We start from the raw sequence: 14,797 nt of genomic DNA on the forward strand, positions 1-14,797 counted from the left end.
AACAGTGCACAAAACAAAATAATATCATTCTAATTAGTTGGTTTTTCAAAAAAATTATCTGCTAAAGGTGCTTGAGTAACTAAAGCAGAAGAAAATGTAATTGGAGCTCTTGCTGGTTCAGTAGGAACACCATTATCATCTTTCTGGTACCAAGTTATAGATTTTGGTAAAACTAAACCGTTAACGTTTTCCCAATCATTGTATCGTATTAAATTAAACTTATCTGAAGGTTTATTGCTTCCATAAGTAACCGTATATTCTAACCATTCCATTTGTTTAGTATCAGGATGATAGTATATAATATAATTATCATCTGGAGAAGTTCCTACATTTGCTCCGTAAGATATTTTATATCCTGGATAATTTACACCTTCAAAATTTATTGGTGATACTTCAGAATATGTAATTCCATCATCCGCTAATACAAAAGGCATTGCATAAAAATAGAAATATAAATTATAGTAAAACTCAGGGTTTCCTTTAAAAGCTGTAGAATCTTTTTGACTTAACCAGACATCTTTTCCGTTGTAACCTAATGAGAAATTTTCTGCTTGAACAACAGTCTTTCTTGTAGGTAAATCAATCGTATGATCTTGATTATTGATTTTGTAAGACATTGTTCTAGCTTTACGCCAGTTATCAATTCCTCCATGTTTTTCAAATACTTCTCCTAGTGCTTTAGGAAAATTATTTTCTTTTTTAACCTCTTGTTTAAGTTGAGTTTCAACCTCTTTTTTGGCTTCTTGTTTACATGATGTTACTAGTAAAGATACTACCGAAAGTAAGATTAGTTTTTTCATTTTTATTTATAGTTTATCGACAGGTAGTCGAATGTTTTTTCTAAAAATTACAAGTGCTTGTTAAAAAAATAAAATATTAATTCATCTTTTCCATTCAGAAAAAACTCATTAAAAGATGAGTCTTTATTTACTATATTTTAAAAATTTTCTATATTAAATATTAATAATTTCCATCGTTTAATGTTTCCATGAATGCTATTACTGCTGCTATTTCTTCTTTAGAAAGTTGAAGATTATCAAAAGGTAAGGTTTGGTAATCATTTTCAATTCCTAATCCTGCTCCACCACCTTTATTGTAAAAATCCATAACTTCATCTAAAGTTGTATACACTCCGTTATGCATGTATGGAGCTGTAACTCCCACATTTCTAACAGTAGGTGTTTTAAAAAAATGTTTACGTTCTGGTGTTTTAAACAATTCATATCGTCCTAAATCTGGAGACAACTTTGCATTTAAAGTATCTTTAGTAGCTGGAATTCCAATAAACTCTAATTCTGTGTCTGTATAATTTGGAGGAATAGTTCCATTAAAAACAGGAGCAAAATGACAAGTTGCGCACATTGCTTTTCCCATAAAAAGATTAAAACCTAGTTGTTCTTCTTTTGTTAAGGTATTTTCTTCTCCTCGTATATTTTTATCAAACTTAGAATCGAATGAATTTAAGCTTCTTATATAAGATGCAATTGCATGTCTAATATTATAATTGACTCTTTTATTTTTGTATAAATCCGATAACTTGTTCTTATAAGTTTCATTATTCATTACTCTAGCTACCACTGAATCCATAGACATATTGAACTCATTATGATTTTTTACAACACCTACTACTTGTCCTTCTAAACTACCAGCTCTGGCATCCATAAAAAAAGCTTGCTGATAAGCCGAATATGCAACTGTTGGTGTGTTTCTAGTTTGATTTTTATCAAATGTTTTTTTACCATCAGTAAAAGCTAAATCTTTTACATGACATGTTGCACAAGCCATTGAATAATCTTTAGATAAAGATTTATCGTTAAATAATTCTTTACCGAAAATTATTTTCTCAGAAAGCTTTGTGGTATCGCTTAGTTGATCAGAAAAATAATCAATATTGAAAGCTGTATCTGAAAAAAGTGTTGTCATTGAGTTTGATAATGCCATTTCGAAAGGAAAGGTTACATTCCAATCTTTTTGAATGTCAACTAATAATTTCAACTGATAATCTGTATGCTTTTTTATGAATGTAAAACGATCGAAAGTATCAAAATCATGATCTAAATCTTTTTGTGCTGCAATAATTTCTTCAATGAATTTATCTTTTAGTCCTTTAGATTTGAACTTGTCTTCATTCATTTTTACAATTTCAATTATTGTATTATAAGTATAGTTACTTTCTAATAAAGATTGACTTAACACTGGTGAATCGAATCCTGTAATACCAGTCGTTGCAATTCTTACTATTTGATCTCTTAACATCCAAATGATATGATAATCCTTTAATTTCAAAGCAACATTTTTCTGAATTAATTTTAATCGATCTCTAGTTACATTAACTGCTCTATTTAATACAAGTGTATCAATTTGATCTTCGTATAAATTCTCTTCTATTACCTGAAAACCTATTGGATTGATGACTCTAGTATCTTGAGATTCTTCTCCTTTAACTTGAATAATATTTGGCGCATTCAACGATTTGTAATTATTCTTATCTGAATACGCCAAAATTGGCTCCATTAATTTAAAATACTTTCTAGCAGTTTTGTAAAATTCTTTTCTTTCTGAAGAAGATGTACTTTCTAAATTTATCTTATCTAAATGAGTTATAGCATTAGATAAATAGTCATTATATAAAACAGAAATATCTGTAGAAAAATCAGCTACAGCTACATATTTTTTATCTTCTTTACCACATCCGACTAACAAAAGCAAAAGACATACACAGAGGTATGCCTTAGCTCGACTTAATATGTCTTTCATTTTTTTATCTTTCTAACCCAGTGATAACGTGTAAAACTGAACCTTCTTTTCTATTTCCTAAATCAGGATTCGCTAATGGATCTGTAAATGAAGTTCCATCTGCAGGCTCCCATCCGTGATTTTGAGTAATTACGATAAATGTACTTTTACCATTGCTAACAATATCAGTTACATCGATCATACCTGTAATTTCCCAGTTTCTTGTGTTAGAACCATATCCCATATCAGCAGCTCTATTTTGATCACACTCTAATACAGTTTTGATTTCTCCTGTATTTAAGTTGTATTGGTATAATTTAGCAAATCCGTTTACTGAAGTATCTAAATACCCATTTGGATCTTCTTGGATATAAGCATAATTTTCAGTTACTAAAATATTATCTGGAGAATGGAATCCATCAGCTTTTCCACCAACTTTATCACCATCTAAAATACAAGTGATTTTAGCAGCTCCTGTTGGATCTGTATCATTTAATACAACTTTATAAATACGTCCTAAGAAAGTACCTTTACCCATTAATCCAGATTTATTTCTACCTGTAACAGCAAAGTAAAGTTCTCTTTGATTACCAGCAGATCCTCTTCTCCAGTCGATATCTTCTAAACGAGAGAATCCCATTACTCCTTTAGACTTAGCTTCAGCATCTAAAGCACTAATTTCAGTTTCAGTTAATTCAACAAATTCAGCATCATACTCAGTTCCTTCAACCATATCAACTTCATAGTCGATTCCAGCAGTAGTAACTTTTAACCCGTATAATTTACCAGTTTCTAAATCACCTCTATTTCCAACATACATTCCTAATTGTCCTGAAGGAACGTCGTTATCTGAATGATCATCTCCAATAAAAGCAACTGTTTTATTTGGATAAGCATCTTTACCAATAACAACAGCATTTTCTGTAGACCATTGACCTAAAGCTGGTAATAATCTTCCTGTTCCAGCATCATCAGCTGATTTGTATGGATCTGTAGCGAAAACTCCTTTAGAAGATCCTCCCCATTCTCCACCAGATAAATACATTGGTCCAAAACCATGCTCTTCTGGACTAATCATAGATCCTGAACATTGAGCAGTTTCTGCAGTTGCAGCAGCATTTAAAATATACTCTCCTGCAGTTGGCTTTAAATTTTTATCTAATTTAATTCTAGCAATAGAATAATCAGCTTCTATGTTATTAATTAATGTGAAAGTTCCGTCAGCTTCTCTTAATAATCCAGCCCCATCAGCCATAGATCCGTAAACGAAATCTGGTGTGTTAGGAATAATATCTTCAGAAGATAAAATTGGAGTTATTTTTAATCCTACGAAATCACTAGTTACTTTTAAAAAGTTTGGTGTTTTAGAAGATGTTAATACAGCTGTGGCGTCTTGACCGTCTTCCCCATCTTGACCGTCTTGTCCATCTACTCCATCAATACCATCTTTTCCATCTACACCATTCATTCCATCTTCACAAGAATAAAATGTAGTAGTAGAAATAGCTAATGCTAATAAAGCAGCTACACTTAATTTAAGTTTTTTCATGTGTCCTTATTTAGTATTTGTTAATTAATATTTACTAGGCAAAACAAAGGCTCAGATTTAAACTTTAAGTGATCAGCATTTTAATTTCTTTTTAATAAAAAGTTACCTAAATCAATTAATCTTTAATAATTAGAACTGATATAAATAAGACGATTTTTATAAAAAAAAGAAAAGTGATAACAATAATGCAATCACTTTTATTTTTTAATTTATTCTTGTTATCTACTTGGTTAACCAAGCATTAAACATCCAAATTGTTTTTTCTTGTTCTGCGATAAAATCGCTCATCATAGAATTTGTTCCTTCATCGTTAGCTTCATCAGATAATTCTAAAATTTCTCTTTCTATACTTAATAATGTAGTTAAAGAACTTACTATTAACTGTATTGCTTGTTCATCGTTACTTATACTTTTACCAACTGTAACGTTACCATTATGTAAATAATCTTCAAAAGTATGTAAAGGCTCTCCTTGCAAAGTCAAAATTCGTTCAGCGATTAAATCTATTTTTAATTGGGCATCTGTATATAACTCTTCAAACTTCACATGTAATTCAAAAAAGTTTTTCCCTTTAATATTCCAATGTAATCCTCTCAAATTTTGGTAATGAATCTGAAAGTTGGCTAATAATGTATTTAGTTCTTTAACTAATTCTTCAGATTTTGCTTTATCTAATCCTATTATTGTTTTAGTCATAATCGTTTTTAATATTTCTTTTTTCAAAATTATCTCAAAATAAAAAGAAACTACTATTAGTATAATTGATAGTTTTAATATATTTATCGAAAATTATTATAGAATGACTATAACTCAGTTAAAATATACCTTATCTGTTGCAGAACATAAAAACTTTACTGTAGCTGCTGAGCATTGTTTTGTTACTCAGCCTACACTTAGTATGCAAATTCAAAAACTAGAAGAAGAATTAGATGCTAAGATTTTTAACCGCTCTAAAAAACCAATTGAATTAACACCTGTTGGAGAAAAAATAGTAGAACAAGCTAAAGTTATTGTAGATGAAAGTAATCGAATTATAGATATTGTTCATCAGCAAAAAGGATATATCGGTGGTGAATTTAAGTTAGGAATTATTCCTACAGTTATGCCTACTTTATTACCTATGTTCTTAAAAAACTTTACTAGAACTTACCCAAAAGTTCAGTTGATAATTGAAGAATTAACTACAGATGAAATTATTAGAAAATTAACTGATGGATATATTGATGCTGCAATAGCTGCCACTCCATTAGGTAATGAAGCTATTAAAGAACGAGTTTTATATTACGAACCTTTTGTTGGATTAATTCCTAGTGAACATCGCTTATTTTCAAAATCTAAATTAGATGTTGAAGATTTAGAATTAGAAGATGTTTTATTATTAGAAGATGGACATTGTTTTAAAAACAGCGTTATTAATCTATGTAAAATGAATAAGAAAGATGATGATAAAAAGTTTCATTTAGAAAGTGGAAGTTTTGATACGTTAATTAAACTATCTAAAGATGGTTTAGGTATGACACTTTTACCATATTTAAATACTTTAGATTTATCTGAAGAAGACAAAAAATATTTACGAGAATTTAATACTCCACCACCTGCTAGAGAAGTTAGTTTAATTTATCACAAGTCGCAGTTAAAAATGCAACTAATTGAAGCTTTAAAAAGTAATATTGATGGTATTATTAGAGGTGCAATTGCTTTTAGTGATGTAGATATTATTAGTCCAATTAAAAAATAAACATTTATTATAATAGGAAATAAAAAAGGAAGCTAAAAAGCTTCCTTTTGTTTTATGCGTACATTTTTTCTCTTAATTCTTTAACTTTAGAATCATCTAAATAATCATCAAAAGTTGCATACTTATCAATAACCCCATTAGGTGTAATTTCTATAATTCTATTAGCAACTGTTTGCGCAAACTCATGATCGTGAGTTGTAAATAAAACTGTTCCTTTAAAGTTAATTAAAGAATTGTTTAGAGATTGAATTGATTCTAAGTCTAAGTGGTTTGTTGGTTCATCTAACATTAATATGTTAGCTCTAGTCATCATCATTCGAGATAACATACAACGTACTTTTTCTCCTCCAGACAAAACATTACTCTTCTTTAATGCTTCTTCTCCTGAGAAAATCATTTTCCCTAAGAAACCTCTTAAGAACACCTCTTCACGCTCTTCTTCAGTTTGTGCATACTGACGTAGCCAATCTACTAAGTTTAAATCCCCATTTTGGAAAAACTCAGAGTTATCTGCTGGTAAATATGATTGTGTGGTTGTTACACCCCAATTATATTTTCCTGCATCAGCTTCTACATTTCCTGCTATAATTTGATAAAAAGCAGTAGTTGCTTTTGAATTTTTAGAAATTACTGCAACCTTATCTCCTCTATTTAAATTAATATCAACATTAGAGAATAATAATTCTCCCTCCACATCAGTTTTAGACAAACCTTCAATATTTAAAATTTGATCTCCCGCTTCTCTATCTCTTTCAAAGATAATAGCTGGATATCTTCTACTTGATGGTTTTATATCTTCTACATTAAGTTTTTCAATCATTTTCTTACGCGAAGTAGCCTGTTTAGATTTAGCTACATTGGCAGAAAAACGACGAATAAACTCTTCTAATTCTTTCTTTTTATCTTCAGCTTTCTTGTTTTGTTGTGCTCTCTGTTTAGCAGCTAACTGACTTGATTCATACCAGAAAGTATAGTTTCCAGAAAAGTGATTAATTTTTCCAAAATCAATATCAGAAATATGAGTACAAACTGCATCTAAGAAGTGACGGTCGTGAGAAACAACAATTACTGTGTTGTCGTAATTTGCTAAGAAATTCTCTAACCAAGCAATAGTTTCAAAATCTAAATCGTTGGTAGGCTCATCCATAATTAATACATCTGGGCTTCCAAATAACGCTTGTGCTAATAATACACGAACTTTTTGTTTACCATCTAAATCTTTAACTAAAGAATAATGTAAATCTTCTTTTATTCCTAAGTTAGATAACATTGCTGCTGCTTCAGAATCGGCATTCCAACCATTCATTTCTTCGAACTGAACTTGTAACTCTCCAATTTTCTCAGCATTCTCATCAGTATAATCAGCATATAAAGCGTCGATCTCTTTTTTTATTTTATAAAGATCTTTATTTCCCATTACAACTGTTTCTAGAACAGGAAATTCATCAAACGCATAGTGATCTTGGGATAAAACTGACATTCTTTTTCCTGGTTCTAAATGAACATGACCAGAAGTAGGATCTATTTTACCTGATAATATTTTTAAGAATGTAGATTTACCAGCACCATTTGCACCGATAATACCATAACAATTACCTTGAGTAAACTTCGTATTCACTTCATCAAATAATACACGCTTTCCAAATTGAACGGATAGGTTAGAAACTGATAACATTATCTACTTTTTAAATTTCGATGCAAAAGTATAAAAACTAAAGGCTTTTAAAAGCATTTGTATCGCAAATATTTATTTTATTAATAATCATTCTATTTTGTTAATATTAACATCGAATTAACATCATAATATTACTCATATTTCTATTTTTGATAGCTGAAAAATAGAACTTTCTAACAAGAATATGATTAAATATATAGTACCTTTAATTTCGATTTTCTTAATTAGTTGTGCTACTTCAAAGGATGAAAATTTCACTTATGTAGGTGGAAAAATAATACATCCTAAAGGTGAATTTGTTATTATTTATGATAACAAAAGTGAAGTTGTAGATTCTATTAAACTAAATATAGATAATACTTTCTTAGGAAAATTAACAGATATTAAAACTGGTTTATATTACTTTAAACACGGGCCAGAAACCCAATATTTATATTTAGAACCTCAGGATAGTTTGCTTTTTCGCTTGAATACATGGGGATTTGATGAATCGTTAGTTTTTAGCGGTAGTAATGCTGAAGAAAATAATGCTCTAATTGAAAACTTTTTAATTAATGAAAAACAAATTAAAGATTTTTATAAATACAATAAGTTATCTCCTGATGACTTCTTAAAAACAATAGATTCTTTAAAAAAAGATAAAGACAAGTACTTAGAAAATTTTAAAACACGTACAGTAGATTTTTCTGATAATTATTTAGACATATTAAAAGTGGCGTTATATTATCCTCTTTATTCTAAACTAGAAACCTATGCAATAAATAATCGTTTAAAAGAACAACCTGATAGTATAAACGAAAATAAATTTATATCTCATCGAGATAATATACGCATAAACGGAGATTCATTAATGTTTTTCCCTCCTTATGGCAAATATGTTTATAATAACATATACTATGATGTATATGCAAAAAACATTAAAGATGACAGCGATGATTTTACGCTTTCTGTTCTAGAAACTGTAAACAATAAAATAGAATCTAAGAGTTTAAAGAATAAACTACTTAAAGAAACTATTATTCGCCATTTTTACTCTAAAAAGAGCTGCAACTTAAACAAAAAGGCTTACGATTTATTCTCTAAATTTTCATCTAGTGATTCGGATAAAGCTAAAATCACGAAATTATTAGCAGATGTAAAACACATTCCAAAAAATAAACACTTACCAAGTTTCAATTTACACACACCTCAAGGTTCAATTGAAAATATAAACAATATAATAAGAGGTAATAGTAGTGTTATATATTTTAGAAATAAAGATTATTCATCGGATAAGTGGGTAGCATCTAGAATGAATTATTTAATTGAAAAAAATCCAGAAATTAACTTTTTGGTTATAAACTTCAATCATAATAATAAAAAGTATATTAAAAACTTAAACATACAACATCAGTTCTATCTTGATGAAAAAAGTGATGCTCATAACTTTTTAAGTAGTAAATATCCTAGAACAATTTTAGTAAATAAAAAAGGGATTGTTGTTAATAGTTTTTGTGCTTTATCTTCTAAAAAAATAGAAAAACAAATTACTGAGCTTCATTAATTTAGCTTTATCCTATATTTTTATTTTTATTTTACTACTTTTGCCGCGTCCAAAAAAAATATAAATATTAAGAATTCATGGATAGGGCATCTGTGAATTCGCTTAAATTCACATTATGTCAATAAATTTTTCTGACTTAGGTTTAAAAGAACCTATTAATAAAGCGTTGTTAGATTTAGGTTACGAAACTCCTACTGTAATACAACAAAAAGCAATACCACAAATAATATCATCAAAAGACGATCTAAAAGCATTTGCACAAACTGGTACAGGTAAAACAGCTGCTTTTAGTTTGCCAATAGTAGAACAAGTTGATGAAAACAGTAATCATACTCAAGCGATAATCTTATCTCCTACTCGAGAATTAGCTGTTCAAATTGGAAAAAATATTGAAGATTTTTCTAAGTATATACCAAATTTAAACGTCACAACCGTTTATGGTGGTGCTAATATTGAACAACAGATTAAGCAATTAAAAAAAGGAATTCAAATAGTTGTTGGTACACCAGGTAGAACTGTTGATCTAATAAGAAGGAGAGCTTTAAAACTTAACAATGTAGATTGGTTAGTTTTAGATGAAGCTGATGAAATGCTTAACATGGGATTCAAAGAAGAACTAGACAAAGTTCTTGAAGCAACTCCAGACACCAAACAAACTTTATTATTCTCAGCAACATTCCCTAGAGAAGTTGAAGCTATTGCTAAAAACTATATGGAAAATCCTGTTGAAATAACCTCAGGAGAGAAAAATCAAGGATCTGATAATGTAACACATGAATTTTATAATGTTACAGAAAAAACAAGATATGAAGCTTTAAAACGTGTTGCAGATGTAAATCCTGATATATATGCTATTGTATTTTGTAGAACAAGAAGAGAAACACAATTAATTGCAGATCAATTAATTCAAGACGGATATAATGCTGATGCTTTACATGGTGATTTATCTCAAGCACAAAGAGATAGTGTTATGGAAAAATTCAGAAAGAAAAACATTCAAATGCTTGTAGCAACAGATGTTGCTGCTAGAGGATTAGATGTTAATAACTTAACACATGTTATTAATCATAAATTACCGGATCAAATAGAAAATTATAACCACAGAAGTGGTAGAACCGGTAGAGCAGGTAACAAAGGAGTTTCTATTGCATTAGTTAACAGAAAAGAGAAAAATAAACTTTTTCCTATTGAACGAATTTTAAAAAAGAAGTTTATTCAAACTCCAATTCCGAGTGGAAAGGAAATTTGTGAAAAACAATTATTTCATCTTATTGATAAAATTGAAAAATCTGAGGTTAATACTGCAGAAATAGATAGTTTTTTACCTAGTATTTATGAAAAATTAAGCAACTTTTCCAGAGAAGAACTTATTCAAAAATTTGTTTCATTAGAATTTAATTCTTTTCTAGAATATTATGAAAATGCACCAGATTTAAATAAAATCAGCTCTAGAGACAGAGATAGTTCTTCTAGTAGAGGTGGAAACAGAATGTCTAGTGAAAATATGACTAGATTCTTTATAAACATAGGAAGAAAAGATAGACTTAATCCTGCTAAATTAATGGGATTAATTAATGAACAAGGAATTAACAAGAATGTTGAAATTGGTGCTATTGATATTTTAGACACGTTTTCTTTCTTTGAAATTGATAAGAGTCATGAAGCTCAAACTTTAGAGGTTTTTGAAGAAAATCAACCAGATTTTAATGGTAGAAGAGTAAATATAGAAATCACTAAAGAACGAAAAGGAGGCGGAAGAAAACGCTCTGGAGGTGGAAGAAGACGAAATGATGGTGCTTCTGACAGACCTTCTAACGGAGGAAATAGAGGTTTTGGTAGAACAAGAAACAAAAGTAATAACAACTCTTCTGGTCAATCATCTGAGAGAAGACGCAATAACAACAACAGTTCAAGAAAAAATAGACGTAGATAAAAATCTATTTTATAAGTATTAAAAGCCGCTTTAAAAGCGGCTTTTTTATTTTGATTTAGAAAAATGATCTTCAAAATTTGAAATAAAATCATTAATGTATTTTTTCAACTTATCTTCTTTTCTAAAAACAATATAATGTGTTCTTTTAACTCCATTACTTCCCAATTTTTTAAAAGTTAACTCTTCTGAAACTTTAAATGAATTCACTGCCCAAATTGGTACACATATTAAACCCATATTTGCTTCTACCATTTCTAAAGCTACTTCTGTTAAAGGAACTGCTGAAATTTTCTTAGGTATAATTTTATCAGGTTTTAAAAAGTTATTGTAAACGGAAACTGTTTCTAATGGAAATGAATGAATTATTAAATGCTCATTTGTAAAATCATCAGCACTTAAAAAATCTTTTCTACTAAGAATATTTTCTTTATTAATAACCGCTAAGATTTCATCATTATATACTTCTTTCCACTCTAAATGTTTATGATCCGGTTTTTGAGTTACTATTGCGATATCTATTTCTTTTGATAATATTTTAGGTATAGGCTGATGGGTTGCTTCAAGTATTATATCGATAGTGATCTCTGGATATAATACTCCCATTTTTTGAATAAAGCCAGAAATCCCTTGATAGAAACTATAACACTCTGTACTTAATTTGATATTTCCTTTAGAACCACTTTTGATTTGTTCTATTTGTTCAAAACCTACTTTAATCTTTTCAAGAACATCATTTCCCAACTTATACAACTCCTTACCTTCTTCGGTTAAGATCCATTTATTTCTTGACCTTAAAAACACCTTAAATCCTAGTTGTAACTCTAATTCTCTTAATTGATGACTTAATGCTGACTGTGTTAAAAATAATTTTTCTGCAGAATTTGCAATACTACCTTCTTCAGCAATAGATTTTATCAATTTAAAATATTTGATTTCCATATATAACAAAGCTACTAATTTGTCTAATAATTCATCATTGAATAAAATTCAATTACATATTAGAAACTCTCAGTTTTAAAATTACAGTTGAGCTCAACTTGGAACTAATTTTGGTTAATCTTAAATTTAATTACAATGACAGAAAAAACAACAAACAATTCACTTGAATTAATAAATGCTATACAAATATATTTTGATGCTATACATTATTGTGATGTGCAAAAACTTAATGCTATTTTTCATAACAAGTCGAGTCTTTTCGATGTAGATAAAGGAAACGTATTTATGGAATCTATTACTAGTTTTAGTGAAGACGTAGCTGGAAGAATATCGCCTGCTAGTAAAAATCAAAAACCAGAATATGAAATTTTGATGATCGATATGCTCTCTTCATTTTGTGCTACAGTGAAAATAAGAATTAGAGTTCATGAAAATATATTTGTAGATCATCTTGGATTTGTAAATGGAGAAAACGGATGGCAAATAGTTTCTAAAATCTGGCATTTAGAACAAATAATTAATAAATAAAATAATCTCATAAAAAAAAGTACGAGTATTAATTTACTCGTACTTTTTTATGAATTATCTGTTTAGAGAACTATTTCGCTACGTTTACAGCTCTTGTTTCTCTAATAACAGTAACTTTTACTTGACCAGGATATGTCATATCATTCTGGATTTTTTGTGAAATATTGAATGATAATTCAGCAGCTTTTTCGTCATTAACTTTTGTGCTTTCTACCATAACTCTTAACTCTCTACCCGCTTGAATTGCGAAAGCTTTTTGAACTCCACTAAATCCGAATGCAATATCCTCTAGATCTTTCAAACGTTGGATATAGCTATCTAAAACTTGTCTTCTTGCTCCAGGTCTAGCTCCTGATATTGCATCACAAACTTGAACTATAGGGGCAATTAAAGTTTTCATTTCTATTTCATCATGGTGAGCTCCAATTGCATTACACACATTTGGCTTTTCACCATACTTCTCGGCCCATTGCATTCCTAATAATGCGTGAGGTAATTCACTTTCTGTTTCTGGAACTTTACCAATATCGTGTAATAAACCAGCTCTTTTAGCTGCCTTGGCATTTAACCCCATTTCTGCAGCCATAATACCACATAAATTAGCAACTTCTCTAGAGTGTTGTAATAAATTCTGACCATAAGAAGAACGATACTTCATTCTACCTACAGTTTTAATTAATTCAGGGTGTAACCCATGAATTCCTAAGTCGATAACAGTACGTTTACCTACTTCTATAATTTCTTGATTAATTTGTTTTTCTGTTTTCCTAACGATCTCTTCAATCCTTGCTGGGTGAATTCGTCCATCAGTTACTAATTTATGCATCGATAAACGCGCAATTTCTCTTCTTACTGGATCAAAACAAGATAAAATAATTGCTTCAGGTGTATCATCAACAATAATTTCTACTCCTGTAGCTGCTTCTAAAGCTCTAATATTTCTACCTTCTCTACCAATAATACGACCTTTAACATCGTCTGATTCTAAATTAAATACAGAAACACAATTTTCAACTGCTTGCTCTACTCCTACTCTTTGAATTGTGTTTAAAATCACTTTTCTAGCTTCTTGTTGAGCAGTCATTTTAGCTTCTTCAATAGTTTCTTGAATAAAGCTCATTGCATCAGTTTTAGCTTCTTCTTTTAAAGAGGCAACTAGTTCTGTTTTCGCTTCATCTGCAGAAAAACCAGAGATTTGCTCTAACATATCTACATGACGCTTGTGTAACTTTTCAACTTCAGATTCTTTTTTATCTAAAAAATCTAATTTATAATCTAAATCGGCTTCTTTTTTCTCTAAAGATTGTGTTAGTTTCTTATTTTTATCTAATTCTGAAGATACTCTCGATTCTTTATCTCTGATTCTTTTCTCTACATCAGACATTTTCTTTTCTCTAGATAAAATTACCTTTTCATGTTCAGATTTTAGTTCTATAAACTTTTCTTTTGCTTGTAAGATTTTATCTTTCTTTATGGCTGCGGCTTCAACTTTTGCCTCTTTTATAATATTTTCAGCTTCTTTATTCGTTTCTTTAAGTAATTTATTTGCTTTAGATTTTTCTAAAACCTTAGCTACAATAAAACCAACTACAATACCAACTACTCCAGCTAAGATTGGCATACCTAAATCTTCCATATCAATGATTTGATTATATATTTATTTAATAAAAAAGCCCACATTAGTATGGTTTTATAAACTCCTTAAAAACAGGTTTAGAACTAACTGGCTGATCAAGGATCCGAACTAACGGTTTGCTTTACTAACCAAGACTCATTCTTTTTAAAGATATAGTGTTGAGTTTATTAAACTTATGTACTAATGTAGGCAGTATCTTACTTATTATTATGTAATGAACTTATTTTAAATGAGTTTCTAACAAATTAGTTAACTCATTTACTTTATTTTTAATCTTATCAGACTCATTTAACGCCTTAATTGTATTAATTTCTAACTTTGAAGCAAACTGTAAAGCAGACATGGCTAAAACATCTTGTTTATCAGCTACTGCATAATTTTGTTCAAAACTTAGAATTAAATCATTAATGTTTTTTGCTGCTTTACGCATTCCTTCTTCTTCTTCAGAAGAATTCACTATTAAAGGATACGTTCTACCAGCTATAACTACATTAACTTTTATTTTATTCATTTTAAAGAA

Annotated in this window: 12 protein-coding genes and 1 other RNA gene; 4 read left to right on the forward strand and 9 right to left on the reverse strand. The window is 29.4% G+C overall.

The features are described from left to right. Positions 1-29 precede the first annotated feature (29 nt). The 4 genes from AC2TEO_RS04125 to AC2TEO_RS04140 all read right to left on the reverse strand — a co-directional run bounded on the left by AC2TEO_RS04125 (position 30) and on the right by AC2TEO_RS04140 (position 4,981). Complete coding sequence (locus AC2TEO_RS04125) at positions 30-800, reverse strand: DUF6503 family protein (RefSeq protein WP_442266891.1); 771 nt, start codon at positions 798-800, stop codon at positions 30-32. Positions 801-960: 160 nt separating this feature from the next. Further along, entirely contained in the window at positions 961-2,757 is a 1,797-nt protein-coding gene (locus AC2TEO_RS04130; RefSeq protein ID WP_442266892.1) for a cytochrome-c peroxidase, read from the reverse strand. Between the two features lie 4 nt (positions 2,758-2,761). Beyond that, entirely contained in the window at positions 2,762-4,285 is a 1,524-nt protein-coding gene (locus AC2TEO_RS04135) for a PhoX family protein (protein WP_442266893.1), read from the reverse strand. 222 nt (positions 4,286-4,507) lie between these two features. Then, complete coding sequence (locus AC2TEO_RS04140) at positions 4,508-4,981, reverse strand: Dps family protein (protein WP_442266894.1); 474 nt, start codon at positions 4,979-4,981, stop codon at positions 4,508-4,510. Positions 4,982-5,084: 103 nt separating this feature from the next. Here AC2TEO_RS04140 and AC2TEO_RS04145 point away from each other — a divergent pair, with 103 nt between their 5' ends. After that, the gene (locus AC2TEO_RS04145; RefSeq protein WP_442266895.1) at positions 5,085-6,023 is read left to right on the forward strand and encodes a LysR family transcriptional regulator; all 939 of its coding nucleotides are present in this window, start codon (positions 5,085-5,087) and stop codon (positions 6,021-6,023) included. A 52-nt stretch (positions 6,024-6,075) separates the two neighbouring features. Here the strand turns inward: AC2TEO_RS04145 and AC2TEO_RS04150 are convergent, their stop codons facing one another. Beyond that, positions 6,076-7,698 (reverse strand): ABC-F family ATP-binding cassette domain-containing protein, encoded by a 1,623-nt coding sequence (locus AC2TEO_RS04150; RefSeq protein ID WP_442266896.1) that lies wholly within the window; start codon positions 7,696-7,698, stop codon positions 6,076-6,078. 184 nt (positions 7,699-7,882) lie between these two features. Between AC2TEO_RS04150 and AC2TEO_RS04155 the strand changes: the two genes are divergently transcribed. Then, a complete protein-coding gene (locus AC2TEO_RS04155) occupies positions 7,883-9,241 on the forward strand; it encodes a TlpA family protein disulfide reductase (protein ID WP_442266897.1) in 1,359 nt (452 codons plus the stop codon). A 115-nt stretch (positions 9,242-9,356) separates the two neighbouring features. Beyond that, positions 9,357-11,174: a DEAD/DEAH box helicase gene (locus AC2TEO_RS04160; protein WP_442266898.1), complete on the forward strand. Its 1,818-nt coding sequence runs from the start codon at positions 9,357-9,359 to the stop codon at positions 11,172-11,174. 45 nt (positions 11,175-11,219) lie between these two features. Here the strand turns inward: AC2TEO_RS04160 and AC2TEO_RS04165 are convergent, their stop codons facing one another. Continuing rightward, positions 11,220-12,092: a LysR family transcriptional regulator gene (locus AC2TEO_RS04165; RefSeq protein WP_442266899.1), complete on the reverse strand. Its 873-nt coding sequence runs from the start codon at positions 12,090-12,092 to the stop codon at positions 11,220-11,222. 156 nt (positions 12,093-12,248) lie between these two features. On the opposite strand from AC2TEO_RS04165, the gene AC2TEO_RS04170 reads away from it, so the two are divergent. After that, positions 12,249-12,641: a nuclear transport factor 2 family protein gene (locus AC2TEO_RS04170; protein ID WP_442266900.1), complete on the forward strand. Its 393-nt coding sequence runs from the start codon at positions 12,249-12,251 to the stop codon at positions 12,639-12,641. 70 nt (positions 12,642-12,711) lie between these two features. On the opposite strand, the gene rny is transcribed toward AC2TEO_RS04170, so the two are convergent. From rny to AC2TEO_RS04185, 3 genes are all read right to left on the reverse strand, one after another. Further along, positions 12,712-14,277 carry a ribonuclease Y gene (rny, locus tag AC2TEO_RS04175; protein ID WP_442266901.1) on the reverse strand — a complete coding sequence of 522 codons (1,566 nt, stop codon included), beginning with the start codon at positions 14,275-14,277 and terminating at the stop codon, positions 12,712-12,714. A 58-nt stretch (positions 14,278-14,335) separates the two neighbouring features. Next, positions 14,336-14,441, reverse strand: a non-coding RNA gene (gene ssrS / locus AC2TEO_RS04180) — 6S RNA. Positions 14,442-14,497: 56 nt separating this feature from the next. Beyond that, positions 14,498-14,788 carry a cell division protein ZapA gene (locus tag AC2TEO_RS04185; RefSeq protein ID WP_442266902.1) on the reverse strand — a complete coding sequence of 97 codons (291 nt, stop codon included), beginning with the start codon at positions 14,786-14,788 and terminating at the stop codon, positions 14,498-14,500. Between the last annotated feature and the right edge of the window lie 9 nt (positions 14,789-14,797).

The organism is Tenacibaculum aquaeponti, assembly GCF_057221555.1.

What these genes read in the sequence shown, in the direction of transcription:
- AC2TEO_RS04160 (WP_442266898.1), top strand. Translation starts at nt 9,357, where the DNA reads ATGTCAATAAATTTTTCTGACTTAGGTTTAAAAGAACCTATTAATAAA.
- AC2TEO_RS04125 (WP_442266891.1), bottom strand. Translation starts at nt 800, where the DNA reads ATGAAAAAACTAATCTTACTTTCGGTAGTATCTTTACTAGTAACATCA.
- AC2TEO_RS04135 (WP_442266893.1), bottom strand. Translation starts at nt 4,285, where the DNA reads ATGAAAAAACTTAAATTAAGTGTAGCTGCTTTATTAGCATTAGCTATT.
- AC2TEO_RS04150 (WP_442266896.1), bottom strand. Translation starts at nt 7,698, where the DNA reads ATGTTATCAGTTTCTAACCTATCCGTTCAATTTGGAAAGCGTGTATTA.
- rny (WP_442266901.1), bottom strand. Translation starts at nt 14,277, where the DNA reads ATGGAAGATTTAGGTATGCCAATCTTAGCTGGAGTAGTTGGTATTGTA.
- AC2TEO_RS04155 (WP_442266897.1), top strand. Translation starts at nt 7,883, where the DNA reads ATGATTAAATATATAGTACCTTTAATTTCGATTTTCTTAATTAGTTGT.
- AC2TEO_RS04130 (WP_442266892.1), bottom strand. Translation starts at nt 2,757, where the DNA reads ATGAAAGACATATTAAGTCGAGCTAAGGCATACCTCTGTGTATGTCTT.
- AC2TEO_RS04185 (WP_442266902.1), bottom strand. Translation starts at nt 14,788, where the DNA reads ATGAATAAAATAAAAGTTAATGTAGTTATAGCTGGTAGAACGTATCCT.
- AC2TEO_RS04145 (WP_442266895.1), top strand. Translation starts at nt 5,085, where the DNA reads ATGACTATAACTCAGTTAAAATATACCTTATCTGTTGCAGAACATAAA.
- AC2TEO_RS04170 (WP_442266900.1), top strand. Translation starts at nt 12,249, where the DNA reads ATGACAGAAAAAACAACAAACAATTCACTTGAATTAATAAATGCTATA.
- AC2TEO_RS04140 (WP_442266894.1), bottom strand. Translation starts at nt 4,981, where the DNA reads ATGACTAAAACAATAATAGGATTAGATAAAGCAAAATCTGAAGAATTA.